The organism is Paenibacillus sp. 1781tsa1, assembly GCF_024159265.1.
Classification (GTDB): domain Bacteria; phylum Bacillota; class Bacilli; order Paenibacillales; family Paenibacillaceae; genus Paenibacillus.
Genome location: NZ_JAMYWY010000001.1, coordinates 1527508 through 1554303 on the forward strand (window position 1 = coordinate 1527508; position 26796 = coordinate 1554303).

Here is a 26796-nt window from a genome sequence, read left to right on the forward strand (position 1 = left end):
AAAATATTTCTTCTCATTCGAGTGAATTTGACAAAAGCCAAAACATGTCTCCCGACTTAAACAAAAAGCTGATTCCAATAAGGAATCAGCCGGGGTACAACTATACTTGTAAGGACGTGATCAAGCCATGTTCTGAGTTCGTACTATTCCATAGCTAGTTCTTCCCAGTCCTCATATGCCTTGGTGAGCTCTGCCTTCCGCTCCTCCGATTGTTGTTGGAGTTCTTGCAGCTTCATATAATCCTGATAGATTTCAGGCAGAGCCATCTGCTCCTCAAGCTCTGTAATCTTCGTTTCCAGTTCCGCAATCTGTTGTTCCAGAGCTTCCTGCTTGCGTTGTCGGTTGCGCTCCTCACGCTTTGCTTGTTTTTCTGCTTCAAATGAAGCCGCTCCAGATTTTTCGGTTGTGGCTGTACTCAGATCGGATTTGGACGAGTTCTTGGATGATGCCTGACGTGCCTCAGCAGCTTCGCGTGCGATGTCCTCAAGCTCCTGTTTCTTCTCCACATAATCATCATAATTTCCAAGATAGTGTTCCGTTCCACCTGGATGAAGCTCGACAATGCGCTCGGCCATTTTGTTGAGGAAGTATCGGTCATGGGAAATGAACAGCAGGGTACCTTCATAATCCATTAACGCCGCTTCCAGCACTTCTTTGGCAAACAGGTCGAGATGGTTCGTAGGCTCATCCAGAATGAGCATGTTGGCTTCCTTCAGCATCAGCTTGGAGAGAGAGACACGTGCTTTCTCACCGCCGCTGAGGGAGGAGATTTTCTTGAGCACATCGTCACCGCTGAACAAAAAGTTCCCGAGTACGGTCCGAATGCGTGCTTCTTCCATCCCGGGATAGGCACTCCACAGTTCTTCCAGAACCGTGTTAGACGGATTGAGCCCCGTCTGTTCCTGATCATAATATCCAATCTGGACTTTCGTTCCCCATTGGATATCCCCGGATACCGGACGTAAACTTCCGGTGAGACACTTCAGCATGGTGGATTTACCAATACCGTTTGGTCCAATCAGAGCAACGGTTTCTCCGCGTCGCAGATCGAAGGATACATTGCGGAACAATGGAGAAGCCTCGTCATAAGCAACGGACAGCTGATCCACACGAAGTACTTCCTTGCCGGACATAACGGCTGTTTCGAAGGAAAAGTGGGCTTTTTTCAAATCTCCCATCGGTTTATCAAGACGCTCCATTTTGTCGAGGGCCTTGCGGCGGCTTTGAGCCCGTTTGGTCGTCGATGCACGTACAATATTTTTCTGGACAAAATCTTCCATCTTGGAGATTTCACCCTGTTGTTTCTCATATTGCTTCATCTGAGTCTCATATTCGGCAGCTTTGAGTTCCATATAACGGCTGTAATTGCCCGTATATTTTTTGGAGCGATGCCGTTCGATCTCTACGATGGTCGTTACGAGCCGATCGAGGAAGTACCGGTCATGGGATACCACGAGCAGTGCGCCTGAATACCCTCTCAGATAATCTTCCAACCATGTAAGGGTGGCGATATCAAGATAGTTGGTAGGCTCGTCCAGCATGAGCAGATCGGGTGCCTGAAGCAAAATACGAGCAAGCGCGAGGCGCGTCTTCTGCCCGCCGCTCAGCGTAGCAATGGGGGTGTCTGGCGAAAATTCGCCGAATCCCATCCCGTGCAGTACGCTGCGAATGCGGGTTTCCATCTCATAACCGCCATGGTCCTTGAACCAGTCGGAGCGTTTCGCATAACGTTCCAGCAGGTCCGCGTACTTTTTCTCGTCTTCCATCTGGGCAGGGTCGGCAATATCGCGTTCCATCTGACGCAAATCAGCTTCAGCCTGTGTCAGGTGAGCGAACACGTTCATCATTTCTTCCCAGATGCTGCGATCGGATTGCAGCCCGCTGTTCTGAGCCAGGTAACCGAGCGTGGTTTCTTTGGATTTGAAAATCTGTCCTCCGTCATAGGACATTTCACCGGCTACAATTTTAAGCAAAGTGGATTTTCCTGCACCGTTTACACCAACGAGGCCGATGCGCTCGCGTTCTAATATTTGTAAGTTCACGCCGTCCAGGATTGGATCGACACCAAAACGTTTGATAATTCCGGATACTTGCAGCAGCATAAAATTAAGTTCCTCCATAGGTCCAGTTCTTGATATGACAACTATATCCCAGTTTACATGAAATACAGAGCAATTGCACCGATTGGGAACGCATGGGGCATGTAGTCTTTTTGATCAATCAATGATAAACTGAAAGAAGGCATGTTATTACATGAGGATTTTGCAGAAAATGAATCATTTTAACCATTTCAACAAGATGACAACTGGTCATAACATATAAATTGTTTTTAATGAGAGCTTTTTTTACCTTCCCTATCAACAGGAGGTTATTCAAGGATATGCAGGATCATGCGGAACTGAAAAGTCAGCTTCGATCCAGACTGAGACAGAGCCGTGATCTGATGGATGAGAGCATGCGTCAGCAGGCAATGACTAAGATTAACGCTGGAGTGAAGCGGGAGCTGGAGCGCCTTAGACAGGCCAAGAGTAAGGTCGTGAACAGACCACTCGTCATATTCAGTTATTTGTCCTATGGAAGCGAAGCATCCACAGCTTTTCTGTTTCAAGAGGGCTGGAAACATGGAGATGTGATGTTTGCACCGAAAGTGTTGGCGAATCCACCTCGAATGGAGCTACGGCGAGTGACCGGAGAACAGGATCTAGAGCCAGGCATATGGGGGATACCGGAACCCAAGGATTCCTGTGAAGTTCTCAATCCTGAAGATTGGTCGGATATCGATCTCGTACTGGTACCGGGGCTTGGTTATGATCTGCATGGAGGGCGTATTGGTTATGGTGGCGGTTATTATGATCGTTTTGCCGAGACGCTTGCAGCAACATGTGTGATGACGGGCAAGAAACCTTTGATGGCTGCGATGGTATTGCCGGGTCAGTTGCAAGAGGAGATCCCGATGGACCTGCTCGATCTGCGGATGGATCTGTTGATAACAACCGAAGGTATATTACATATCGAATAAAGGGTTGTGATGTGATTGAGTTCAGAAGTGAACAACGGCCAGGCTTCGGGTGGCAAACTGACCCATTTTAATGAACAGGGGCGGGCCCGGATGGTTGATATTTCGGGTAAGGAAATTACCGTGCGTACGGCTGTGGCCGTAACCAAGGTGACGATGAATCCAGATACACTGGAAGCGATTCGGGCGGGCCGAATCGGCAAAGGTGATGTTCTGGCTGTGGCTCAGATTGCCGGGATTCAAGGTGCGAAGAAAACGTCGGACTGGATTCCGATGTGCCATCCGCTGGCACTGACGGGTGTGGATATTCGGTTTCATGATAACGGAGTGGATGAATTACACATTGAAGTTACTGTCAAAACCGAAGGCAAAACGGGTGTTGAGATGGAGGCGCTCACGGCTGCCTCGGCTGCAGCACTGACGGTCTATGACATGTGCAAGGCCATGCAAAAAGATATGATTATCGGTCCAACCATGCTGAATTCCAAGAGTGGTGGCAAAAACGGTGATTACAGCCGATAGGCAATATTTATTTTCATAGAGGAGAAGGGTGATCTTTATGGTGTGGAGAACAGCAATCCTGACAGCCAGTGACAAAGGAGCCCGCGGTGAACGTGAGGATACGAGTGCACAAGTCATTCGGGAGCTGGTGGAAGAAGAGCTGGGTGGTCAAATCGTGGAGTACCGTATCGTTCCGGATGAACCCGATGAGATTATTGCGGCTTTGATTGAGATGACGGATTATTTTCACGCCGATCTGGTGCTGACGACCGGTGGCACGGAGCTGGCCATTCGTGATATTACTCCGGAAGCGACCCGGCGCGTAATTGAACGGGAAGTTCCCGGAATGGCAGAGGCCATGCGGTACAGTGTAATGAGCAAAAACCGTTCTGCAATGCTGTTCCGTGGGGTATGTGGCATTCGTGGACGCACGCTGATTGTCAATCTCCCAGGTACACCAAAGGGTGTACACGAACATCTGGCTGCCATTATGGATCAGCTTCCAGAAGCGCTGCTGATGGTTACGGGTCAGTTCAAGCAATAATCGAGGACAACTCTTATTTGTGAATTTTGCGGGTTATGTAAGTGGTTACATCTATGGTATGATGGGCGTAAATCAAGAACGCAGTTGAGACATCTATGAACATCTGGCCGAGTATGCGCATCTTTGAAGCTTGAGACGAGGAGGAATATCAATGTTTAGTTCCATTGGACCAACTGGTTTTATTTTGCTGGCCGTGATTGCGTTGTTGTTGTTTGGACCCAACAAACTTCCGGAACTGGGACGTGCAGTTGGGCGTACCTTCCGTGAATTCAAAGAGGGCGCTCGCGAGATTATCTCTGAGGATGACTCGTCCAATCGCAAAGAGCAGGAGAAGGCGAAACCGCTGGCGGCTGAGAGCACACCTGCAGACAAGCCTGCTGATAAACGCCTGCCGGAATAATCTTGACGGCAATGAAAGAGAAATCCCTTCCTGCCGGAAGGGTTTTGTATTTTAAGCTGGCAATAATGGGGGGCAGGCATGACGCAGCAAATGGAAGAAATGTCGATTACGGAACATCTGAGTGAGCTGCGAAAGCGGCTAATCTACGTATTAAGTATTTTTGTGCTGGGACTGATTGCAGGATTTTTTGTGGCGGACCCGGTATACCAATATCTGACCAAGTCAGAGTCGGCCAAAGGTTTTGTATTGCATGCCTTCTCGTTCTGGGACGGGATTGGCATTTACATGAAGATTGCCGGTTTGTTTTCACTTATCATTACGTTGCCGTTTACGGTGTATCAGATCTGGAAGTTTGTTAGTCCGGGACTAAAACCACGCGAACGAAAAGCAACGCTGAAGTATGTGCCCTATGTATTTCTGTTATTTCTTATAGGAATGGCTTTTTCGTATTATGTTATATTTCCGATGGCACTCGCCTTCACTACAGCGATTACGGAGAAGATGGGGCTTGTGGAGACCTACGGGATGAAACAGTATTTCAGCTTCCTGTTTGGCATTGTGCTGCCTGTGTCCCTGTTATTCGAACTTCCTTTACTTATTATGTTTCTGACAGGACTGCGGATTCTGAATCCGATTCGCCTTCGTAAGATGCGCAGAGTTGCTTATTTTGTCCTGATCTTCATTGCAGTGGTGATTACACCTCCAGACTTCATATCTGATCTGCTGGTGATGATTCCCTTGCTCCTGTTATATGAGATCAGTGTGTTATTATCCGCAATCGTATACCGCAAGCAGCTTGCGGCCGATGAAGAGATCGAATCCCGCTACGTTCGTGCCGAGGATAAGAAACATGTGGGTTAGAACATAAGATGGTATCAAAATGGAACACAGGATATCTCATTCATAGCTGGTGTATGACGGGTATGCGTGTGAATGAGGATGATCTGTAACTGTAATATGCCCGGAGAAGACGGTCTGTTCTTTTCCGGGCTATTGTTGTAGATTGTTCCACTGCTAGGCAGGACAAGCAGGCATATTATGTTCAACAATGGATACAATGGGAAAGGGACTGTCTGCTAACGTTGCAGAAGGGCTCAAGAATTTCGTAGAATAAAAATAGTGAATTTCCACATAGAACCAGGCACAGCGGGTGTACTTTGGCTATGTTCGTGTAAATTCAACGTAAATTCTCGCAGGAATTCGTCAAAAGGACTTGAAATCATGCTTCAAGTTGAGTATCATAAAGTTGGTTGTTAGCACTGAACACTGTCGAGTGCTAATACATATGGCTACAACCTACAATGTAACGTTATATAATTTCAAAAGGAGGCTATTTTTCATGATCAGACCTTTAGGTGAACGCGTATTGGTAGAACCACTGGAGCAAGAGCAAACAACTTCTTTCGGGATCGTACTCCCGGACTCCGCCAAAGAAAAACCGCAAGAGGGTAGAATCATTGCAGTTGGCGCAGGAGCATTGAAAGACGGCGTACGTGTGGCTCTGGAAGTGAAAGAAGGAGATCGCGTTATTTTCTCCAAATATGCCGGTACAGAAATCAAGTTCGAAGGTAAAGAATATTTGATTATGAAAGAAAGCGATATTCACGCGATTCTCGACTAATTCAAATTTAATCGGATAACCGAACCATATAGCACGACCATTTTCCAACAAAAACTAGGGAGGTTTTCTTAACATGGCTAAAGACATTAAATTCAGTGAAGACGCTCGTCGCTCCATGCTTCGTGGTGTGGATGCATTGGCTAATGCAGTAAAAGTAACACTCGGTCCTAAAGGCCGTAACGTGGTTCTGGAGAAAAAATTCGGAAGCCCACTCATCACTAACGATGGTGTAACGATTGCTAAAGAAATCGAACTGGAAGATGCATTCGAGAACATGGGTGCACAACTGGTTAAAGAAGTAGCTACTAAAACCAACGATGTTGCCGGTGACGGTACTACAACAGCAACTGTACTCGCGCAAGCGCTGATCACAGAAGGTCTGAAAAACGTAACTGCAGGCGCTAGCCCAATCGGTATCCGTAAAGGGATCGACAAAGCGGTTAAAGCTGCGGTTGCTGAATTGCAATCCATCTCCAAACCGGTTGAAACCAAACAATCTATCGCACAAGTTGCAGCAATCTCTGCAGCTGACGAAGAAGTAGGCGAACTGATCGCTGAAGCTATGGAAAAAGTAGGTAAAGACGGCGTTATCACTGTAGAAGAATCCCGCGGATTCGCTACGGAGCTTGAAGTGGTTGAAGGTATGCAATTCGACCGTGGATACATCTCTCCTTACATGATCACAGACACGGACAAAATGGAAGCTGTTTTGGACAATCCGTACATCTTGATCACAGACAAAAAAATCTCCAGCACGCAAGACATCTTGCCATTGCTTGAGAAAATCGTTCAACAAGGCAAACCGCTGGTATTGATCGCTGAAGATATCGAAGGCGAAGCACTGGCTATGCTGGTTGTGAACAAATTGCGTGGTACATTCAATGCTGTAGCTGTTAAAGCTCCAGGATTCGGTGACCGTCGTAAAGCAATGCTGCAAGATATCGCTGCCCTCACTGGTGGCCAATTGATCACGGAAGAACTGGGTCTCGACCTGAAATCCGCTGTTGTGGAACAACTGGGTACAGCTCGCCAAATCCGTGTAACCAAAGAAAACACAATCATCGTTGACGGTGCTGGTAACAAATCCGATATCGATGCACGTGTTAGCCAAATCCGTACACAACTGGAAGAAACAACTTCCGAGTTCGACAAAGAGAAACTGCAAGAGCGTCTGGCTAAATTGTCCGGCGGTGTAGCAGTAATCAAAGTCGGTGCGGCTACTGAAACAGAATTGAAAGAACGCAAACTTCGCATCGAAGATGCCCTGAACGCAACTCGCGCTGCGGTTGAAGAAGGTATCGTATCCGGTGGTGGTACAGCGCTCATGAACGTATACAACGCGGTTGCAGGCGTAGCCCTGTCCGGTGACGAGCAAACAGGCGTAAACATCGTCCTGCGCGCTTTGGAAGCACCAATCCGTACAATCGCAGCTAACGCTGGCGAAGAAGGTTCCGTAATCGTGGAACGTCTGAAAAAAGAACAAACTGGCGTAGGCTTCAACGCTGCGACTGGCGAGTGGGTTAACATGATCGAAGCAGGTATCGTTGACCCTGCAAAAGTAACTCGTTATGCATTGCAAAACGCTGCTTCCGTAGCAGCAATGTTCCTGACCACTGAAGCGGTTATCGCTGACAAACCAGAACCAGCAGGTGCTGGCGGCGGAATGCCTGACATGGGCGGTATGGGTGGAATGGGCGGCATGATGTAATAAAGGTGTAAAAAACCTTTAATGCATCTTGAAGCAAACACTGTTACAATAAATAAACAAAAACCACTTCTTAGTAATTATTGAGAAGTGGTTTTTGTTTTATTGAATCTTTTTATAATCAAAGTTCGATTCCCCCTTATGCCTTTCGCAGTGTTACCTTATGTATTTGCTTCCTATTGCATAGGGAATATTTACAGTTGTATGATGAAAGTTAGTAAAGAGATTTGGAGGTCATATATTATGAAACATATTAGAAAAATGATAGTGGCAGTTCTGGTTTCTGCTGCTGTTATCATCTTAGTTTATAATTTCACTTCCAATTCTGAAGGTGAATTTGTAAAAGCGGATGCAACTATTAATACTTCATTGACGAAATTAACAGTAATTAATAATGAGGATTTAGCAGGTACTACAAATACGCATCGTTTTGATATTCGGGCAGGATTTGGTTATGTAAAAGTGAGTTTTAAAAACACGGGTTCGAAACACTTCGCGTTTACGATCAATGAAGGATCTACTAGTGGAACTGCGATCATGTCTGGCAGTGTCCCACCAGATGGAAAAGAGCATACATATTATAATGACAAAGCGTTGTCGACGGGTTGGTATTATGTGAATACTTCTTCTGCACAAGGGATGTCTGGCACGTTAGATGTTTCTCTGGAAACAAACGCTAATTAGGGAGGAAATGATTTTGAGAAAGGGTACAAAATGGACATTGTTGATTCTGGGCTTGATGCTCGCTGCAATTTTTATCAACTTCTTCATGAATTTATATAGCTTTGCATATGCACTGATTACCGTGCTTTTACTTGCCTTTATGGGGTGGGGATTCTTAGCAAAGTTAAAGAACGATGTCCGTCAGCATGAAGATCACCATAGAAGAGAGCACCAGTCTGCGATGGATGACATTGACCGATACACCAGATAATAACTAACCGACAAACAAAATAACATATTATATTTAAGATCAAAGTTACGCTAGTTCGAACCACACCTGAAATATGTAAAGGCTCCCTTGAGGGAGTCTTTTTTAATGATCATTTTTTGAAAAAAAGGTATGGGTGATTTCTTTTATTGCTAAGCAGATAGTTGTTAAGTAAAATAAACATATGAATGAGTGCTCATATATTAATACATAAGAAAAATTGGAGATGATACATATGTACGATGTATTGGTTATCGGGGCTGGGCAAGCTGGGTTGGCAGCAGGTTACTATCTTCAGAGGTCGGGGTTCAACTTTTTAATCGTTGACGCTGCTTCATCTATGGGGGAATCTTGGCGTAAACGGTACGATTCCTTGCGTCTGTTTACCCCGCGAATGTATGATGGGTTACCGGGAATGCCGCTTAGTGGAAACGAAAATGATCTGCCAAGCAAAGATGAAATTGCAGATTATTTTGAAAACTATGCTAAACAAATGGAGCTTCCAGTAAAGTTAAACTGTGAAATCTCCCGTCTCTCGAAGCAAGACGAGGTGTACTATGCTGAAACCAATGATGGAATAATTGAAGCGCGCAATATTATCGTTGCGACGGGGCCTTTCCAGACTAAGAATGTTCCACCTTTTGCAAAGTCGTTATCCGAGAATATAGTTCAACTTCACTCATCGGAATATCAAAATAGCTCTCAATTGCTGCCTGGGACAACAGTAGTTGTAGGCGGAGGGAATTCAGGCGCCCAAATCGCTGTAGAGTTAGTATCAGATGATAGACAAACGGTATACATATCCATAGCTCGAAATATTACCTTTAGGCCATTGCATATCATGAAACGAAGTATATTCTGGTATTTTGAAAAGCTCGGAATATTACGTGCAAGTGCGGATCGTATGGTTGGAAAATGGTTGCGGAATCAGCCAGAGTACGTCTATGGCTATGAGTTAAAAAAATTAATGACCCAGGGGAAAGTTAACATGCGCCCACGTGCCGTTAATGCAATAGATGACCGCATCCTATATGAGGATGGTAGTGAGACAAGAATAGACAATATGATCTGGGCGACTGGATTTAAGCGAAATGATGGTTGGATCGATATCCATACTGCTTTTGATTCAAAAGGTGAAATTATACACGAGAGAGGCGTATCACCGATTGCTGGACTGTACTATGTTGGACTACCTTGGCAAACATCACGGGGTTCAGCGCTATTGGGATGGGTCAAGTACGATGCTCAGAAGATCGTTAGTCATGTGATTCAAAGGTAAGACACATTATACTGGAGCAGATGCTGGGGATAATTAGGCAAATATCACATCTCACATTTTTGGGTATATTCCTAAAAGGAGGGATTTTATGAAATTACTTAAACTTCCAATGATTCTTTGTGTTATAGTGCTTGTATCTATTGTCTCAGCTTGTGGTGCGGATGATAGGCTCCATGGAAAGAGCGATAACTGGGATGTGTCTCTTCAGAGATCAACAGGGTACTATAGTATCACCTACATCGGTGATGAAAAGCGTATAAAGAATTTTGTGTTTGACCTTACCGGCAACAACATAAAACAACAGGGGAAAGCACTTGAAGAACAAGGGGTACCGTTCAGTATGTCGGGAACGGTTACTGAGACGGAGAAAATGAAAGATCCGATTACCTTTAAAATGAGTTGGAACAATCAAAACGAGACTATAACTTTTGAGTAAATCTTGCATGGTGGAGGTGTTATCATTGGTTTGGTGGCAACTATTTATTGCGTGGATATGCATTATTTGTTTGATGATCACGTTCAAAGACAGGATCAGTAAATGGATAGTGTATCCTGTAACGCTTTTTTGTATCTTGGTTACTTTAATATTAGGACTCTTTAATCCTTAAAAGAAAAGATCGCAAGTAAACTTACTGAATCATCCTATAGTACATAGTACATATCACCCGCTAGGCCGTTCCTTCATGGAGCGGCCTTTTTCCTCCAATACATCTCACTTCGCAACAGAGATTTCAAAAGTAGATTGTTCATGATCCTGGATGCTGAAGCGATATTCTAATCCATTTCGAACTGTCGCCCCATCAAAATCAGACTGATTGACATCGCGATCCAATAGACCGATCTTCTGGATAACATCTTGTGCATCGTTATACGTATACTCACTATGGGTTGTGAGAATGAGTGTGGCGATCGCGGTCAAAAAACTTCCATCCGTTGGTTCTCTCGTGTCACCAGTTCCATATAACCTGACCTCCTGTAAGCTCTCATCTGCATTCACTACACCAGCCAAGCGCAATTTGTCATTGAATGCATACTCGAAAGTGCCAGTGCCCTGCTCGGAAGACTCTTTCATATTCAAACGGGTAATACTCAAACCATTCAGTCGGTATTTGCCCACGGCGCCATTAAACTTGTTTTGGAATTCATCGGTAGTCATATGGAGTCCAGAAAGTTTGATCTGAGATGAAGGGGGCTGATCTTCTCCAAACTGAGCAGAGTTCGAAGATAAAGTCAGCATGCCATACAATCCAATTGAAGCAATCGCAAAACAGGCCGTCGTTAGAAAAATGTATTTGAACGGCAACCTATTAACTTTGCGAATAGATAAGATCATCAGAACAAGTAATCCCAAGAAAGCAATGAAACCAAGAATGAAAAGAGCGGTAAACAGATATTGCAAAATCTCACCTCGTAATCAAAATAATTTCATCGTTCTAGCACCCCATTTATTATAATGTTCTCATGAAAAACTTCAAACTCATACATCAAGACACGTAGAAGCTGTAATCAATTCATTACTGCTGGGATCAAAGCATCCCAATTCTCTCCATTGATCTCTCCTTCGAACCGATAAACTGGCTGATAATAACCTTTCGAATCATAGGTGTAAGTCAGTTCATACTTGTTCACATTTAGTTTGTCCCCTTTTTTTAAGTTGTTATAGATCGAAAAGTTTCCCTTGGGAATTTCTTCGTATGCCTCAGCTGGACTGATAATATCAATTACTCGCACATAAATATTTTTATTTATAGAGTATAATAAATTCTGAGGAATCATAGGTTCTGCTGATGGGACAATCATAACTAGTCCGGTATCATAATCGCGATCACCCTTCGCGATATCTGTAACTGTTTTTCCGATATCCCATCGGACCGTGTCTCCATTTTGCGTACTGAATATCGCATTCTTAGGCATTAAGTCATTCTGAATCAACCAACTGCCATACACTTGTCCTTGTTTGATTAAATCTTCCGGCTCTACAGGAGTGCTTGCTTCGATATTAGATGACAGCCACCATGTGCCGCTACTGACGTCATAATTAAATGTATATTCTGTTCCCGTATTGTCAAGAAAACTCCAAATTCGGTTGTATCCATCAATAGATATGCTACCTTTCTGATGTAATTCAAAATAATCCTTCATTAGAGAGGAAACTCGTTTGGCATATTCAAGGTTGTGAATTTCACTACTGCGATAAAGAGACACTTTCTCGGCCTCATCCGGTAACCTTGTGTTGAGCGTTACTTCGACTTGATTCATATTTTGATAAATAGCTGGACGTATGGAGAGATTACCAAGTTCTTTGTTGTGATAAATGATAAAAGCACTAGAAAAAAGCATCGTAAAAACTAGTGGTATGCAGAGTGCCTTCGATAGTGACCTTAAGGTGATCTTACTTTGCTCAACACTGTCGAGGATCGCTCTCATCAGCAGATATCCTGCCATACTACCTAGTGTATTATGGAGAATATCATCAAGTTCAAATATTCCCCTGCCGGTGACCATTTGAAAAGTTTCGATACCCAACGTTAGCAACAGCGATATGAGTAGCACGGGCTTAACGTGACGTGTTTTCATTCCTAAATGCGGAAGTATGAAACCGAGTGGTGCGAACATCAACATATTAAAAATGATGAGCTGGAATTCGCTCAACGACCATTGATTCCATGCATTTATATAGCCACTGAATAGCTCTAAATTGATCCAACCCTCATAATTAGCCCCTCTGCTAAATGTGGTTAAAGTCATGACAATGACAAACCAACCCAAGATCAAAAATGACGCTATAAATTGCCTTCTGGTTATGCTTCTTTTCCCCCCTCTTTTCCTGTATGCAACATATACTGAATAAGTAATACCAATTACAACAACTCCCGCGGCCAATGCAATAGCTAAGATAGGCAATATTTTGCCTATAACTTGTATTAGATCCATTTGTAACCCTCCAATTATTTTATGTTCATTGTCAGCATCTTCTTGGTTTAAAGTATATTCAATGTTGGTTGTAACTCCTATGTATCTATCTTTCACGAATCTTTCAAAAGTGTAAGATTGTCCCCAACAAAAAAAAGCACTGCCGGCATACTGCCAGCAGTGCTTGCTTGATGTTATACAGGTCTTACCGTAAAAGTGAAGTGATACGCGCGGTTGGCCGGCAAGGTGTATTCAGCGTGGGTACGTGCGCCCCAGCTATCATCCCCGCCGACACCCATTTGTTTGTAATTGATGCGGGCGACAGTCTGTGTACTCTGAGGTAATTTATACACATGATCATTGGCTTCCAGTTCCTCCGGTGTCCATGGCAACGCATTGATCTCAAATGGTATGTTGGCTTCAACATGCAGGCCACTTTGACCATCCGTTGACGTGATTTCAGCAAAGCGTACATCCGTTTTGTTACCACACTCTTGTGGTTTCAGGTATGGAACGAATTGATCTCGAACCGCACCTGTGTAATAGCCGAGACGAGCACTGGTTAGACGGTCTGCATAGTTGTCGTGCGGCCCTCTGCCGTACCAAGAGATTGTATCCAGGCTGTTGCTCAGTTGCAGCAGCATACCGAATTCCGGAAGATCAGGTAGACCCTCGCCTGGAATAAGCGTTTGACTGATTTCCAATACGCCATCTGGGTTAATTCGGTACGAGATGGACAGCGTACATCCCGGATGTTGATCCCACGTAAAATCGGTCGTCACGAGAATGCCTTGTTCGTCTGAATAGTGCTCGAAGCGAATTAAACTGCTGGTAGCGTGAGCATCTCTCCAGAAAGCAGAACGCATATTCAGCTTGTTCCCCATATCGTTGTCTGTCATGGCTCGCCAGAAATTCGGGCGGACAGGAGCCAGCAATTGTTCCTGATTGTTAATCTGATAAGACGTTAACGCGCCAGTAGCCGGGTTGAAACTAAACGTGACTTGACCTGTAGCTACTTTCAATTCATCTTGCAGTTCATGTACCTGTGGCGAATTGCCTTGTCCTTGGTGTACCAGTTGGATTGGACGCAATCGCGGAGATACCACGAACTGATCCCAGCCGATTTCATGACCTATTCCTGCCCATTTGGTTGCCACTTTGGTTACCAGAGATACAGTCAACACGGCTTCCTTGAACTTATCGGATGATGGGGTGTAAGGGATACGGACTTCAGCCGATTCGCCTGGAGGTACCGCGATGTCCAACTTGCCGTTCTCTACAGAAACGCCATTATGTGCTAGTGTCCATACCAGTGAGTATTCGCTCAGATCCGTGAACAGGAACTGGTTTCGAATGCGCAGTAGGCCGTCTTTTACATCAATAGCTTCCATACGAACGTTCTGATAACATTTCTTCACTTCTTCCAGCTTCGGTGTAACCGTCTTATCGGCCAGAATGAGTCCGTTTCCGCAGAAATTGCCATCATGAGGGGATTCACCGAAATCACCGCCATACGCGAAATATTCGACACCGTCTGCCGTAGTGGTACGAATGGACTGATCGACCCAGTCCCAGATGAATGCACCTTGCAACACATCATATTTATCGAACAAATCCCAATACAGATGTAGACCGCCACAAGAGTTACCCATGGCATGGCTGTATTCACAGATAATATAAGGTTTCTTCGGCCCTTGCATGCGAGCATAATTCTCCACATCTTCAGGGCTGATATACATCGTTGATTCAATATCGCTTGCCGAATCGGAAGGCCGATAATGGAAAGTCCCTTCATAATGAACGAGACGGGTCGGATCGACTTGTTTCAGATAATCGTACATGGCGATGAAGTTATCGCCGCCGAAGGATTCATTACCCAGAGACCAGATAATAACGGACGGATGGTTTTTATCCCGCTGGAACATCGAGTTACAGCGATCTATGACGTTACTACGCCATTCCGGCTTGCTCGCGGGAATATTGTTCTCATTCATTTCCTTTTGCCCATAGTACCACGTGCCGTGAGTTTCCAGATTCGTTTCATCAATGACATAGAGGCCATATTCATCACACAGTTCGTACCAGAGTGACTGATTCGGATAATGGGATGTGCGCACAGCGTTAACATTATATGACTTCATCAGTTCGATGTCACGGATCATGTCTTCCCGACCAATGGCTCGACCCTTATCCGGGGAAAATTCATGACGATTGACGCCCTTGAACACAATGCGTTTGCCGTTGATTTGCATCAGGCCGTCCTTCAGTTCAAACTTGCGGAATCCGATCCGGCTGCGAACAGCCTCCAGTATTTCGCCCGATTCATTCTGAATGGACAGCACAAGTGTATATAGATGAGGGGTCTCGGCGCTCCATAGAAGCGGCTTCATAACCTCTGTTGACAACTGGAATGAAAGTTCATCCTCGCCCTGGAAAGTGACCGCCGCAGTAAGTGGTTGCTTCAATACAGTCTGCTGTTGTGCATCATAGAGCTGTGCCTGAACGGACAATCCGGCAGTAGTCTGCACCGCATTATGATTAAATAATTTCACATCCAGCAGTAGCTCCGCATCCTGATAGGCATCATCCAGTTCAGTGCGAACAAAGAAATCGGCGATTTGAACCGGTGAAGGTGAGTGCAGGTACACACCACGGAATATGCCGCTTAGCCGCCAGAAATCCTGATTCTCCAACCAACTCGCATCACACCAGCGATATACCTCTACAGCCAGTTTGTTCTCACCTTCGGTCAGATACGGTGTAATATCAAATTCTGCGGGTGTGAACGTGTCCTCACTATAACCGACGAGCTCCCCGTTAACCCATACATAAAAGGCAGATTCAACGCCCTCAAAGTGCAGCAGGACAGGCCGGTCTTTCCAGTCCGCAGGAACCGTAAACGTACGGATGTACGAACCCACCGGATTATAACTCGTTGGTGCAAAGGGGGGCTTCAATTCAGGCTCGCGTTCGACCCACGGATACGTCATGTTTGTATACTGGGGATAATCGTAACCTTGTAGCTGCCAGTTGGAAGGAACGGAGATCTCGTCCCAGTCACTGGCATCATAGTTGTTCTCATAAAAGGATGCAATCCGTTGCTCCGGTGTCTCCGCAAAGGCAAACTTCCACGGACCATTCAGTGATTCGTACCATGGCGATGCGCTGGATTCATTGGATAACGCTTCTGCTACAGATGGAAACGCTACCATAGACGCATGTGCGGGTAGACGGCCTACTTGAAAAGTCTCGGGATTGTTGTTCCATTCCGGGTATCCATTTGCCGGAGGGGTGTATACCAGTTTCTTTCGCATAACAGCAACTCCTTCTGAAATGTTATAATATTGTCATTATAGAATTGAATGATAACTTAGAGAATAAAGAATATTGCCCATATATATCACAATATGAAACTAACGATGAAGAAAGTGGTGTACTGGATGGATACCCGGATTTTTTTTGGTAAAACAGAAGAAGCTGCTCGCCTGCCGATCTATATGACCACGGTTGGTTACTGGGAACACCAATATGAAACCGAGCGTCCAGAGGGATTCCCGGATTATCAAATCCATCAGATTATTTATGGGCAGGGGAGACTGATTATACAAGACGAAGAGTATATCGTCGGACCGGGTGACGTTTTCTTTCTGTATCCTGATGTTCCGCATCGATATATGCCCATTAGTGATCGTTGGGAGTTGGCTTGGGTCTCGTTTCAGGGGAGAGAGGCCAGCCAGTTATTATCTTATGCGGGAATAACCGGTTCACGCGTGTGCAGACTCAGAACAGCCACGCTGCTGCGTGGCCTGGAGCAACTTCTAGTTAGAGGAGAGAAGGAGGATACGATGGATTACACAGATTACGATGTTGAATGCTCCAAACAATTATATGCCCTGCTGCTGGATCTGAAACCACTGCTCATTGCATCCGCCAATTATAATGATGAACTGGAGCGTTTGAAGCCTGTGCTGCGTTATATTGCAGAGCATCTGGATCGTTCACTTACGCTGAAGGAACTGGCCGATGTGGCTGTAGTATCTCCCCAATATTTGTGCAGGCTGTTTCAGAAGGCGCTCCATATCAGACCTGTATTTTACGTGAACCAGGAACGGATCAATCGGAGCAAACAACTTATGTTCAGTGAGAGAGAGCTCCGAATATATGAAGTTGCTGATCGAGTGGGTTACGAGAACGCCAGTTATTTCTGTGCGATGTTCAAAAGGCATACAGGTATGAGTCCGGAACGTTTTCGCAAACTGCACGGACTGAATTGATGAAGTTACAATTTTAATGCTCCGTTTGCGGTAGGAGCAACAGAGTACACTTCACTTAAATGACATGCCAGATACACCTTCATCCAACCCTCGGAATCGTTCAGATCAACACCTAGAATCTCCTCTATTTTGCGCAGGCGCAGATACAGTGTATTGGTATGAATATGCAGACGTTCTGCTGTGGCTTGCACAGATCGATTCGCCGCAATATAGGTTTTGAGTGTGAGTTCAAGCTCTCCTGATTTTTGCTGTTGAAGAGGGGACAGAATTTCATGAATGTAGTTCTCAATATCGGATGGTTCCTGATTCAGAAACAACCGATTGATCCCGATTTCTTCGTAGAGCATCAGGCCAGCTTTGTTTTGTTTCAGTAAAAAGGACAACGAGCGTGTAGCCTCGTCATTGCTTTTGGACACATACTCAAGCCCTTGATAAAGTCCGCCGATACCGATGGATAGAGCAGGAGTTTTGGAGGTGGTCCATTTCTCTACGGCCGTTTCCAGCCGGCTGATGATCCAATGTCTGACTTTGGGCTCTGGTGCCGCAGCCAGTATCGTAATTTTGTGATGTGCACTGAACAACAGATGTTCACGGATGCCTAGTTCCTTTTCGATAAAACCAATCAATTTGCGCACCCAATTTTCAGTGGTTTTCATATCGGGATGTTCCCCATAGAGCTGCAATTGTGCGACGAACAAGGACTGATGGGCTGGCAATTGAAAGCTGGAAAGTCTGGCCTCCAACTGCTGTGGTTCTCTATATTGCACCAGATCGCTGAAGAAATCATGGTTTTTTCGATAGGACATTTCGGTGAGGGAGTAGGTGTTCATCATCTCCAGCATGACAATAGCTCCGCCTTGTTCCAAAATCACATGATCCAACTGACCTAACGGATGATCTAATTGGATGGCAAAACAGCCAAGCATCAGAGATCCATTCACAATCGGATACAGGTAATAATCGCTATGATCGGCTCCACCGGATAAGGTGATGGGGTTAAACTGACTGTCCAGAGCGGTATAGATATCGAGCTCACTTAGCAAGACACTTTCGGGGATGAGTGGATACCAGTCATTTCTCGCCATGTCCACATAATAGGTGGGAAGCTTCAGCATCGATCCAACCGTCTCAATGATATGTCCGAGGCTCACATGTTCAATGGAAAGGGCCGTGAATTGATTATGGATTTCGTTGCGGCTAACGAGATATCGATTCGTTTCCAGCAGTTCTGAATACATGGTGGCGTTGGAGATGGCAATAGCTGCCTGATCCGCGAATCCCTGCATCACATTCAGATCATGTGGGGCAAATCGTCTGTGTTGTTCAAATTGGTATACCAGCATCACCCCGATTTTATGGGTGTTCATCGTCACGGGAACGGCGATAAGCCCTTTCGCCATAACACCATCAGGCAGTGAACGTACAATAATATCCGCATTCTCCTGACTGACATTGCCCATATCCTTAAAGGCATCATCCGGTGTGCTGTACATTCGGCCAATGCCTTCCTCGTATACTTTTCCCGTAATGCCCTCATCCAGCTCGCCCTGATATTGATACACACTATCCTGAAAACCGACCTTGGCTCTAGGGATCATCTTGCCAGAGTCCGGATCAACCATCATGAACAGTCCGCAGGAAAGAGAAGGGATGACATGCAGTGCATTCTCCATGATTTTGAATAACAAGTCGTTCAACTCCAGGGAACAGGTCAGCTCCCGCAGTCCGGTCAACCATTGATCATTGTGTGCACGTTCCATCTCAATCTGCTGCTTCAGCAGTCCTTCCCGAATCAAAGACTCCAGACGTTCACTTTGTAGCAGGGTGAGCTGCTTCTGGGTATCGATAACCACACGAATGTTGATATTGGACAAAAAATCAAACGTATACCTGAGAATCTTCCAGGATGACTCGATCTGTTCTTGATCTGTATATTCAGGTACTTCTCCTTCACGCAACCAATTATTCCACTGGAAATCGTATTCATCCTTCATCCAGATTCCATACGAAGCAGATCCAAAGACCTGAACCATAAATGAGCGAACCGCTTCATGAATCATAGCAAACGTACTCCTTTCGTGTTCACATGGCAAAATGCTTACATATATAACATGATCTTCACTATGCTGTGTAATTTATATTCGATATTGTGTATATCACCATAATAAATATCAAAATGCTGTTGTTATCAACAATGACATTATACATTTGCAACTTATATAATGTCATTAACTTTAACACTATACAATTTCATCGTAGTACAGCAATAGAGCTGTAAATCGAACGTGTACACGTAATATTGAAGTTCAACTTAACTTTTTACACGAGAACGGAGAGGACAGAAATAACGTGAAGAAGCAAAGCGTTCGCCTAAAAGCTTTCTGAAAGAAAGCTGCTTCGGAAGCATACGCTATCCCCGGATTTTCCCTTTGGAGAAGGGAATCAAAAAATCTGGGGATAACAGCGATCGGAAGGTTATTCTGTCATCGGAGTGGGAATGTAAATATTCTTTAGTTGAACTGACAACCAAGTCTGAAAATGAGGTGGAGTACAGATGAGTCAAATTACTGCTTTTGTAGGTGCATTGTTGATTGATGGACAAGGTGGAGAGCCTGTTTCCGATAGTGTGGTCCTGGTTGAGAACGGGAAATTCATAGCTGCGGGTGCGAAGGCGACCGTTCCAGTACCGGAAAGTGCCAAGCTTGTTGATGTAACGGGTAAAACGGTAATCCCCGGATTAATCGATGCCCATGTGCATGTGCACGGGGCCAAAAATCTGAATATGGCTGCGGTGGCGCTGGAAGCCAATGAACTTCAGATGGGAAGAGCACTTCAAGATCTGCCGAAGCTGATCAACGCGGGCTTTACAACCGTCAGGGATGTCGGCAGCCATGTTGCTGTATACATTCGTGATCTGATCAAGGAAGGTGTGGTGAAGGGGCCGCGGATTAAAACATCCCGTCATATGCTCTCTCAGACGGGTGGACATGCAGATATTCATATGATTCCAACGGAACTGAATATGTTCACCGTGTGTGACGGCGTTCCGGAAGTCATTAAGGCAACACGCACACAGTTCCGTGAGGGGGCGGATTTCATTAAGGTGTGTTCCACAGGCGGGGTGCTTTCGGAGAAAGATGACCCTCGCTGGTCGCAATTCCGCATGGATGAGCTGAAGGCGATCGTGTATGAAGCGGAAGCGGTACAGTCATATGTGGCTGCACATGCGCAAGGTACACAGGGGATCAAAAATGCGCTGGAAGCGGGCGTACGCACCATTGAACACGGGATCTACATTGATGAAGAAGGCATTGGCATGATGCTGGATCAAAAGGCGGTTCTGGTTCCAACATTGGCCATTGTACATCGGATCATCAAAGAAGGGCATAAATACGGTGTTCCCGAATTTGGCATTCGTAAAGCCAAAAGTGTATATCAGGAGCATATAGAGAACATGATTATCGCGCGTAAGGCAGACGTAACCATTGCAGTAGGGACAGATTTCTGCACCTGTGCACCTGTTGAGCATGGCGGGAATGCGCTCGAACTGCGATTGCTTGTTGAAGATGTTGGATTTACGCCGATGGAAGCGATTGTAGCTGCCACAAGGGATGCGGCAAGAGCGATGCAGATGGAAGCAGAGATCGGTACGATTGAACCCGGGAAAGCTGCTGATCTGCTGGTATTAAATGTGAATCCGTTAACGGATATTGGACTGCTCGAAAACACAGAGAATATCGAACAGGTCTATTTATCAGGTGAACGCTTGAAATAAGAAAGAGAAAGATGGTTCTACGTGTACTGCACTGACAACATAGAGAATGGGGAGAAGCCACCATGTTTAGTCAACCGATATATATCGCCACGGTATTACTTGTTATTTTAGCTATAGGGGAACTGGTTTCGATCTGGTCCAAAGCGCGAATTCCTTCCTTGCTTGTGATTCTGATCGGATATTTGCTGCTGAACTGGGCGGGGGTATTTCCCAAAGGTGTGGTCTCCAGCTCTGCTCTGACTGCGTTCGGGGCTCTCATGGTGGCTCCGCTGATTGTACACATGGGCACACTAATACCGCTGAAATTAATACGGTCCCAATATAAAGCAATACTGATCTCTTTGTTCGCATCACTCACAGCTACAGGTCTAATCCTGTTAATCGTATCACCGTTCTATGGTTATCCTACCGCTGTTGCCGGGTCAAGTCCGGTTGTCGGTGGCATTATCTCATATCTGATCACAACGACGAAGTTGCAAGAGATGAACTTGGGTCATCTAATTACAATTCCGGCTGTTATTCTGGGTATTCATTCCCTCGTGGGGATGCCGATTGCAACTAACATGTTACGCAGATATGCGCTGAAACTACAGAAACAGGGCGCTTTTGAGAACAAGGTTGCAGGGGAATCCAATGTGAACATTAAAGAAGCGAATGCCAAAACATTCCTTCCACAACGTTTCCAAACCGCACCTATTCTGCTTTTGCTTTTGTTCATTATGGGCAGTCTCTCCATTTATCTGGGAAATGTAACCGGACTTAGCTATAGTATCTGGGCTCTGTTGCTTGGGGTTCTGGGTCATCTGATCGGAGTATTCCCATCTCGTATTCTGGACAAAGCGAGTACATCGGGAATTGCCATGACAGGTCTGATTGTGGTGGTTATGACAAGTATGGAGTCGATTACTTTCAATGCGGTGGTTAGTTCCATTATTCCGGTGTTGTTCATTATCGCAGTTGGTGTAGTTGGGGTGCTGATCGGTGGCTTTGTCGGTTCCAAGCTGTTCAAATGGGACCCGCTCAAAGGTCTGCCTGTGGCACTGACCGCACTATTCGGTTTTCCGGGGGACTATATTATCTGTGAAGAAGTAAGCCGTTCAGTTGGACGTGATGAAAATGAACGCAAAGCCATCCTCGATGAGATTTTAACGCCAATGCTGGTGGGTGGATTCACAACGGTCACAACAGCATCCGTGCTGATTGCGTCCATACTGATCAAGACACTTTAGAAAAATTGAGGTTCTTTTCATCCCAATTTCAGTTTCTATTAAGGTTACGAAGGTAAGATAAGTCTTGTAAACCCCTTCTCGTGTTAAATAGATGTGTGACTGGCCCTATCGGATTGTCCTCCGGTAGGGCACTTTTTTTCTTCATTTGTTCGGTTGATGGTATGATAGATGAATACATAATGTGTAACCAACTCTAGTGATCGGAGGATTGCATAGTGGATCACAGCTTGCACCCGTTGTTTAAGCCGATTCAGATGAATGGAACGTATTCGAACAGTTATTACGTTGAGAAAATACCCGCTCCCGGCTTAAAGGCTTATGTAGCCTGTTATTGGGAATCAGGATCTCTTCCATACACACATGAGCAGGGGGTTATGGGAGAAGATCAAGAGCCATCAGTGATGACTGTACCTGCCCGGGTATTGCCGGATGGTTGTACGGATATGCTGATTACATATGACCCGGTCTGTTCCGTGCATACCTATGCTTACTGTGGCAATTATACACAGCCGTTCATTGTACCTGAGCAATCCGATGATGGTCCTCCTGCTGGAGACTACACCTTTGGTGTTCGGTTCTTTCCGGGTGGAGCGCATGTCTTCCATGGCATGCGTCTGGAATGGTTTACGGATAAGCGAATTGCCCTTCAGGAATGTTGGCCGGAGGGGCTGAACGAGCTTCAGGAGCGGATGGCTGGAACGAATCGTTTTGCAGAACGGGTAGAGGTAATGAACGCATATTTGAATCCGTTGTCCGTGCAGACAACCACATCTGAGAACGATTTGATGAAAAACGTGCTGCACCGCATTTTTATCGATGGGGGACGTATGAGTGTCCAGGAGTTGGCAATGCGTGAAGTGATCAGTGAGCGGCAGTTGCATCGCAAGTTCTCGGAATGGGTCGGAATCAGCCCCAAGCGATTCAGTGAGGTGGTTCGTTTTCATCGTGTACTGAGCGATATTCATCAGGGGAACACGGCAGACTGGGCCATGCTTGCCCAGAATCATGGTTTTTTTGACCAAGCCCATCTGATTCGGCAATTTCGCAAGTTTTATGGAGAGACTCCGTTGACGGCAGCCAGAGAGCACGGCAGGATGTTGTCCGATTTGTACAATAGATCTGTAGAGCCTTCAGTTATACTCTAATTGTGGGAATAAAAGATAAGGGAGACATCATATATGAATGGAACATTGCAGATTCGGGATCATTTGTTAACTGAACTGGAAACAGGAGTACGGACGGGGGCTTCGTTAATTCGCTTGATCCGTCCGGAGGATTGGTCGTATCGTCCACAGGAGAATATGCGTTCATTGGTGGAGCTTGTACATCATTTTATCCAGATCACCGCATCGGACCTTGCCATCATGCAAGAACAAAGTGAAGCTGAGGTTGGGCTAGTGGAGAACAGTCTGTCCGGGAACCAGGATATTGAGAAGCTGGAAGCAACATTGTGGAGTAATTTCGAATCCTACAAAGCCTATATCACGGGATTAGGTGAAGAAGATTATTTGAACCGCTCTACCAAAGCTTTCTATATGGAACACGGTCATTTGCAGGCGCAATGGCAGATTGAAACGTTGACACATGTGTTCCATCACCGTTCGCAGCTCTATAACTATCTCAAGCAGCAGGGTCATGAATTAAATTTCTTCATGCTGTATGCGTAGTTAAACTTGTACTATTAAAGTAAGCTTTGGCTCCATCGGACGTTCCGGTGGGGCTTTTTGCGTACAGTCGTCTATCAATCTATGATGTCTATCAAAATTGGACATTGTGACGCTGGTAATTCACCGTTGCTTTAATAGTTTTCAAACATAGAATACCGTATCAAAGCAAAAGGAGGTGATTTTAAATGGCCATCCTTTTACCGCAACAGTTTTACAATCTTCCAGCTGGTGTAGGCAAGTCCTACTACGAAAACTTGGCTGGAGGCACCAATGCCAGCGCTACAGTGAACAACTTTGGACCTTTTCCCGTATCTCTCGTGATCACACGTGTGAACGAACCCGTAGTCACTTACGTTATTCCTGTAAACAGTAGCCTTACCATTTCGGCAGGTGGAGTTCTGGTCTTTGCATTGTTAGCAAACCTCGGAGGCGCAGCTTCCGGAACAATTCAGTTCTCCGTAGCAGAACTCTAATTGGTGTTATGAAGTAGATTGGCCTCTGCCGGACAGGTTGCCGGCAGGGGTTTTTCTTTTTTTGTATGGATATACATAGATTTAAAGGGGTATTTTGAGATAATAAAAGTTAATAAAATACTTGCCGCTTCCTATTATGGTGAGGCAGTAGATGAAAACGTTAAATTCGTTGGAACAACGATAGCATATGTAGAAGGGTAAATCCTTTCTGAAGAGGAAGTAGAAGTAACAACTAATAATCACATAAATGCGAACCTATAAAATATTATAACTAACAGAACAAAGCGAGTCTTTCATAAGAAAAAATAAAAATTATAAAAGAAATAACCCGCCATAGGTTGCCGTATGGAGTGGAAATCTGGCTTCACAAAATCTATTATTTTTAAAATCAATATTATAGAGTAATAGATAAAAGAGAGAAATTATTCCAAATATGTGTTATAGTATATTTGGGTGGGAAATACAATATTTTGAATTTCTATGAACAAGAGGTGGAAAACAACTATGAAAAATAGAAACATAACAGGTATTGTAGTGGCCATAATTTATTGTGTTGTTCTTTATGTTTTTTTAACTGATGCCCCCCCTGGTGAAGCTCCAAATAATCCGTTTTGGATTTATTTATTGATTCCAATTGGAGCAATTGTAATTACGTCTCTTTTTGATTATGTGATCAAGTTCGATTTCTTCAGGAAAAAGAAGAAATAGAAGTAAAGAATGAATGGAGGATAAAAAATGATAGGATCAAAAATTTCTAAAACATTTTTTGCGGGAGTTCTGCTCTCTACATCTATCTCACTACCAGCCTTTGCTCAGGATCAGGTAGATTTACCATCTTCTTTGCCAGTGTCACAAGTGGATAAAAGCCTCATAGATTTAGTTGAAAGCACAACCAGTAATTCTGTAACTTTTACAGATGGTTCTACATTAGTTCAATATGACAATTACTATATTGCGACCGATCTAAATGGAGAAGATGAGTTAAAAATTACAAAAGTCGATGATAGCAAAGTAAAGTATGAAAACCTGCAAACCGGCGAAGTGAATTATGCAATCAAAAAAGTAAGACCCGTTTATGAAGATCTTAGTTACGCTCCACAGGCATTAGCAGATGATTATGTATATAAAGGCAAAGTAGAAAATTCAACTGAGATAATATATGCCACAGCCTCTGCAGTAGCAGGTATACTTGCTTCCTTTATAGGCGGACCTGTAGGTGGTAAAATAGCAGGCATACTTGTAAGCATTGGCGGTTATTATCTTTCTAAAGATGCACCAAGAGCCTATTGGATAACAAAAACATACACTAAAGGTGTTATTAATGGTGCCACTGGGACTTTATTCATTAGGAAAGACCATCACTATTATAGATATCATGATTATACTGGATTTATTAATACTGTTTCGACAATTCAAACTTGCCAACCTTATGGCTGTGGTACAGTCAATGAATTGTGATCTGTTAGTAATTGTAGATTGACGTTAGTTCCAACCTAGAACCCCTCCTTTTAAGAAGGGGTTCTACTTTTGGTAGGAATCATGAAAATAGGATACTTGTGATGAAAATAAAACCAACGCTTCAATAACGTTTTATATTCTGAAAGATGTCTAATAAACAAGAAATGTTACATCTTAAGAGAGGGGACTGCATCTGGGCAGCTCCTTTTTTTATGGTTGATCCACACTTCCATGATACCAAACAAGAGAGGTGTTTTTTTGTTACTAGAAACAGTACTGTTTAAATCTTCTTACGCCCACTAGGGGTTGACTCATTATTTTAAGTGCGAAAGTTGAGTAAATCATAAATGCGTATTACCTTTAAACTTTAGTAGCGTCTTTATACAGGTTTGTTTACTTTGGCAGTCATTCGATTAATTTAAGGTATAGGCGCACGCAGACTTGTGGTGGCATACAGGAGGTTAGTGGATGATGAACAGAACAATCTTATTTGAAACGGAACGACTGGAATGTGCGACTTGGAACGAAGGCGATCGTGCACTGGCGTTTGCGCTGTGGGGTGATCATGAAGTTGCCAAGTGGATTAGTAGCAAGGGATTTCTGAGCGAGGATGAAGTAGAAGCGCGATTAACACAGGAAATTCAAAGGCAGAAGGAAGCGGGGGTGCAATATTGGCCTTTCTTTGAGAAAGAGTCGGAGGTATTTGTTGGTTGCTGTGGCCTGCGTCCATATTCTCCAGAAGAGGATATCTATGAACTGGGATTTCATCTAACCCGGGATCACTGGGGTAAAGGGTATGCCCAGGAAGCAGCGCGGGCGGTAATTGATTATGCCTTTGGCGAAATGAACGTGAATGCACTCTTTGCCGGGCATCATCCGGATAATGAAGTATCCCGTCACATCTTGGTCAAGCTGGGATTCGAGTACACAGGTGATGAACGCTATGAACCGACAGGAAAGATGCATCCATCGTATGCGCTGCAAAGTCCTTGAACATCTTTTAATGTGGA

Annotated in this window: 25 protein-coding genes; 20 read left to right on the forward strand and 5 right to left on the reverse strand. The window is 44.7% G+C overall.

The window, feature by feature from the left end; all coding sequences use genetic code 11:
* Positions 1–143: 143 nt before the first annotated feature.
* Positions 144–2102: an ABC-F family ATP-binding cassette domain-containing protein gene (locus tag NKT06_RS06680; RefSeq protein ID WP_253431645.1), complete on the reverse strand. Its 1959-nt coding sequence runs from the start codon at positions 2100–2102 to the stop codon at positions 144–146.
* Positions 2103–2380: 278 nt separating this feature from the next.
* Between NKT06_RS06680 and NKT06_RS06685 the strand changes: the two genes are divergently transcribed.
* The 11 genes from NKT06_RS06685 (at position 2381) to NKT06_RS06735 (ending at position 10433) form a co-directional block, all read left to right on the forward strand.
* Positions 2381–3019, forward strand: a complete 639-nt coding sequence (locus NKT06_RS06685) for a 5-formyltetrahydrofolate cyclo-ligase (RefSeq protein WP_253431649.1) — start codon at positions 2381–2383, stop codon at positions 3017–3019.
* Between the two features lie 15 nt (positions 3020–3034).
* Complete coding sequence (gene moaC / locus NKT06_RS06690; RefSeq protein ID WP_301289869.1) at positions 3035–3538, forward strand: cyclic pyranopterin monophosphate synthase MoaC; 504 nt, start codon at positions 3035–3037, stop codon at positions 3536–3538.
* Positions 3539–3575: 37 nt separating this feature from the next.
* Positions 3576–4061 carry a MogA/MoaB family molybdenum cofactor biosynthesis protein gene (locus NKT06_RS06695; protein ID WP_017690080.1) on the forward strand — a complete coding sequence of 162 codons (486 nt, stop codon included), beginning with the start codon at positions 3576–3578 and terminating at the stop codon, positions 4059–4061.
* A 151-nt stretch (positions 4062–4212) separates the two neighbouring features.
* On the forward strand, positions 4213–4461 hold the full coding sequence (tatA, locus tag NKT06_RS06700; protein WP_036668966.1) for a twin-arginine translocase TatA/TatE family subunit: 249 nt from the start codon (positions 4213–4215) through the stop codon (positions 4459–4461).
* A 78-nt stretch (positions 4462–4539) separates the two neighbouring features.
* A complete protein-coding gene (tatC, locus tag NKT06_RS06705; RefSeq protein WP_253431652.1) occupies positions 4540–5322 on the forward strand; it encodes a twin-arginine translocase subunit TatC in 783 nt (260 codons plus the stop codon).
* A gap of 478 nt (positions 5323–5800) precedes the next feature.
* Positions 5801–6082: a co-chaperone GroES gene (groES, locus tag NKT06_RS06710; RefSeq protein WP_153977313.1), complete on the forward strand. Its 282-nt coding sequence runs from the start codon at positions 5801–5803 to the stop codon at positions 6080–6082.
* Between the two features lie 73 nt (positions 6083–6155).
* Positions 6156–7790, forward strand: coding sequence for a chaperonin GroEL (gene groL / locus NKT06_RS06715; RefSeq protein WP_094939589.1), 1635 nt, complete (start codon positions 6156–6158; stop codon positions 7788–7790).
* 240 nt (positions 7791–8030) lie between these two features.
* Positions 8031–8471 carry a hypothetical protein gene (locus tag NKT06_RS06720; protein WP_253431655.1) on the forward strand — a complete coding sequence of 147 codons (441 nt, stop codon included), beginning with the start codon at positions 8031–8033 and terminating at the stop codon, positions 8469–8471.
* A gap of 7 nt (positions 8472–8478) precedes the next feature.
* Positions 8479–8721, forward strand: a complete 243-nt coding sequence (locus tag NKT06_RS06725; protein ID WP_253431658.1) for a hypothetical protein — start codon at positions 8479–8481, stop codon at positions 8719–8721.
* A 232-nt stretch (positions 8722–8953) separates the two neighbouring features.
* A complete protein-coding gene (locus NKT06_RS06730) occupies positions 8954–9997 on the forward strand; it encodes a flavin-containing monooxygenase (protein ID WP_253431660.1) in 1044 nt (347 codons plus the stop codon).
* 88 nt (positions 9998–10085) lie between these two features.
* On the forward strand, positions 10086–10433 hold the full coding sequence (locus NKT06_RS06735) for a hypothetical protein (protein ID WP_253431663.1): 348 nt from the start codon (positions 10086–10088) through the stop codon (positions 10431–10433).
* A 276-nt stretch (positions 10434–10709) separates the two neighbouring features.
* On the opposite strand, the gene NKT06_RS06740 is transcribed toward NKT06_RS06735, so the two are convergent.
* The 3 genes from NKT06_RS06740 to lacZ form a co-directional block, all read right to left on the reverse strand.
* Positions 10710–11396 (reverse strand): hypothetical protein, encoded by a 687-nt coding sequence (locus NKT06_RS06740; protein WP_253431666.1) that lies wholly within the window; start codon positions 11394–11396, stop codon positions 10710–10712.
* Between the two features lie 107 nt (positions 11397–11503).
* A complete protein-coding gene (locus NKT06_RS06745) occupies positions 11504–12931 on the reverse strand; it encodes a VanZ family protein (protein ID WP_253431669.1) in 1428 nt (475 codons plus the stop codon).
* 173 nt (positions 12932–13104) lie between these two features.
* Entirely contained in the window at positions 13105–16224 is a 3120-nt protein-coding gene (gene lacZ / locus NKT06_RS06750) for a beta-galactosidase, LacZ type (RefSeq protein ID WP_253431672.1), read from the reverse strand.
* Between the two features lie 105 nt (positions 16225–16329).
* Here lacZ and NKT06_RS06755 point away from each other — a divergent pair, with 105 nt between their 5' ends.
* A complete protein-coding gene (locus tag NKT06_RS06755; RefSeq protein WP_253431675.1) occupies positions 16330–17184 on the forward strand; it encodes a helix-turn-helix transcriptional regulator in 855 nt (284 codons plus the stop codon).
* Positions 17185–17189: 5 nt separating this feature from the next.
* Here the strand turns inward: NKT06_RS06755 and NKT06_RS06760 are convergent, their stop codons facing one another.
* Entirely contained in the window at positions 17190–19244 is a 2055-nt protein-coding gene (locus NKT06_RS06760; protein ID WP_253431678.1) for a helix-turn-helix domain-containing protein, read from the reverse strand.
* Between the two features lie 494 nt (positions 19245–19738).
* Here NKT06_RS06760 and NKT06_RS06765 point away from each other — a divergent pair, with 494 nt between their 5' ends.
* The 8 genes from NKT06_RS06765 (at position 19739) to NKT06_RS06800 (ending at position 26779) form a co-directional block, all read left to right on the forward strand.
* Positions 19739–20959: a metal-dependent hydrolase family protein gene (locus NKT06_RS06765; protein WP_253431682.1), complete on the forward strand. Its 1221-nt coding sequence runs from the start codon at positions 19739–19741 to the stop codon at positions 20957–20959.
* Between the two features lie 62 nt (positions 20960–21021).
* Positions 21022–22188, forward strand: a complete 1167-nt coding sequence (locus NKT06_RS06770; RefSeq protein WP_253431685.1) for a hypothetical protein — start codon at positions 21022–21024, stop codon at positions 22186–22188.
* A 215-nt stretch (positions 22189–22403) separates the two neighbouring features.
* Complete coding sequence (locus NKT06_RS06775) at positions 22404–23333, forward strand: helix-turn-helix domain-containing protein (protein WP_253431688.1); 930 nt, start codon at positions 22404–22406, stop codon at positions 23331–23333.
* A gap of 33 nt (positions 23334–23366) precedes the next feature.
* Entirely contained in the window at positions 23367–23855 is a 489-nt protein-coding gene (locus tag NKT06_RS06780; protein WP_253431691.1) for a DinB family protein, read from the forward strand.
* 185 nt (positions 23856–24040) lie between these two features.
* Positions 24041–24328: a hypothetical protein gene (locus NKT06_RS06785; RefSeq protein ID WP_253431695.1), complete on the forward strand. Its 288-nt coding sequence runs from the start codon at positions 24041–24043 to the stop codon at positions 24326–24328.
* A gap of 504 nt (positions 24329–24832) precedes the next feature.
* Positions 24833–25036 (forward strand): hypothetical protein, encoded by a 204-nt coding sequence (locus NKT06_RS06790; RefSeq protein ID WP_221819147.1) that lies wholly within the window; start codon positions 24833–24835, stop codon positions 25034–25036.
* Between the two features lie 27 nt (positions 25037–25063).
* Complete coding sequence (locus NKT06_RS06795; RefSeq protein ID WP_253431698.1) at positions 25064–25786, forward strand: adenosine deaminase; 723 nt, start codon at positions 25064–25066, stop codon at positions 25784–25786.
* 468 nt (positions 25787–26254) lie between these two features.
* Positions 26255–26779 carry a GNAT family N-acetyltransferase gene (locus tag NKT06_RS06800; protein ID WP_253431701.1) on the forward strand — a complete coding sequence of 175 codons (525 nt, stop codon included), beginning with the start codon at positions 26255–26257 and terminating at the stop codon, positions 26777–26779.
* Positions 26780–26796 lie beyond the last annotated feature (17 nt).

Bases quoted from the DNA above. Each gene is read 5' to 3' on its own strand.
- NKT06_RS06725 (WP_253431658.1), top strand. From the start codon at position 8,479: ATGATTTTGAGAAAGGGTACAAAATGGACATTGTTGATTCTGGGCTTG.
- groL (WP_094939589.1), top strand. From the start codon at position 6,156: ATGGCTAAAGACATTAAATTCAGTGAAGACGCTCGTCGCTCCATGCTT.
- NKT06_RS06720 (WP_253431655.1), top strand. From the start codon at position 8,031: ATGAAACATATTAGAAAAATGATAGTGGCAGTTCTGGTTTCTGCTGCT.
- NKT06_RS06730 (WP_253431660.1), top strand. From the start codon at position 8,954: ATGTACGATGTATTGGTTATCGGGGCTGGGCAAGCTGGGTTGGCAGCA.
- NKT06_RS06790 (WP_221819147.1), top strand. From the start codon at position 24,833: ATGAAAAATAGAAACATAACAGGTATTGTAGTGGCCATAATTTATTGT.
- NKT06_RS06770 (WP_253431685.1), top strand. From the start codon at position 21,022: ATGTTTAGTCAACCGATATATATCGCCACGGTATTACTTGTTATTTTA.
- NKT06_RS06795 (WP_253431698.1), top strand. From the start codon at position 25,064: ATGATAGGATCAAAAATTTCTAAAACATTTTTTGCGGGAGTTCTGCTC.
- NKT06_RS06760 (WP_253431678.1), bottom strand. From the start codon at position 19,244: ATGATTCATGAAGCGGTTCGCTCATTTATGGTTCAGGTCTTTGGATCT.
- NKT06_RS06800 (WP_253431701.1), top strand. From the start codon at position 26,255: ATGATGAACAGAACAATCTTATTTGAAACGGAACGACTGGAATGTGCG.
- groES (WP_153977313.1), top strand. From the start codon at position 5,801: ATGATCAGACCTTTAGGTGAACGCGTATTGGTAGAACCACTGGAGCAA.
- NKT06_RS06785 (WP_253431695.1), top strand. From the start codon at position 24,041: ATGGCCATCCTTTTACCGCAACAGTTTTACAATCTTCCAGCTGGTGTA.
- NKT06_RS06735 (WP_253431663.1), top strand. From the start codon at position 10,086: ATGAAATTACTTAAACTTCCAATGATTCTTTGTGTTATAGTGCTTGTA.
- NKT06_RS06745 (WP_253431669.1), bottom strand. From the start codon at position 12,931: ATGGATCTAATACAAGTTATAGGCAAAATATTGCCTATCTTAGCTATT.
- NKT06_RS06755 (WP_253431675.1), top strand. From the start codon at position 16,330: ATGAAGAAAGTGGTGTACTGGATGGATACCCGGATTTTTTTTGGTAAA.
- tatA (WP_036668966.1), top strand. From the start codon at position 4,213: ATGTTTAGTTCCATTGGACCAACTGGTTTTATTTTGCTGGCCGTGATT.
- NKT06_RS06765 (WP_253431682.1), top strand. From the start codon at position 19,739: ATGAGTCAAATTACTGCTTTTGTAGGTGCATTGTTGATTGATGGACAA.
- NKT06_RS06780 (WP_253431691.1), top strand. From the start codon at position 23,367: ATGAATGGAACATTGCAGATTCGGGATCATTTGTTAACTGAACTGGAA.
- NKT06_RS06695 (WP_017690080.1), top strand. From the start codon at position 3,576: ATGGTGTGGAGAACAGCAATCCTGACAGCCAGTGACAAAGGAGCCCGC.
- NKT06_RS06685 (WP_253431649.1), top strand. From the start codon at position 2,381: ATGCAGGATCATGCGGAACTGAAAAGTCAGCTTCGATCCAGACTGAGA.
- lacZ (WP_253431672.1), bottom strand. From the start codon at position 16,224: ATGCGAAAGAAACTGGTATACACCCCTCCGGCAAATGGATACCCGGAA.
- tatC (WP_253431652.1), top strand. From the start codon at position 4,540: ATGACGCAGCAAATGGAAGAAATGTCGATTACGGAACATCTGAGTGAG.
- NKT06_RS06680 (WP_253431645.1), bottom strand. From the start codon at position 2,102: ATGCTGCTGCAAGTATCCGGAATTATCAAACGTTTTGGTGTCGATCCA.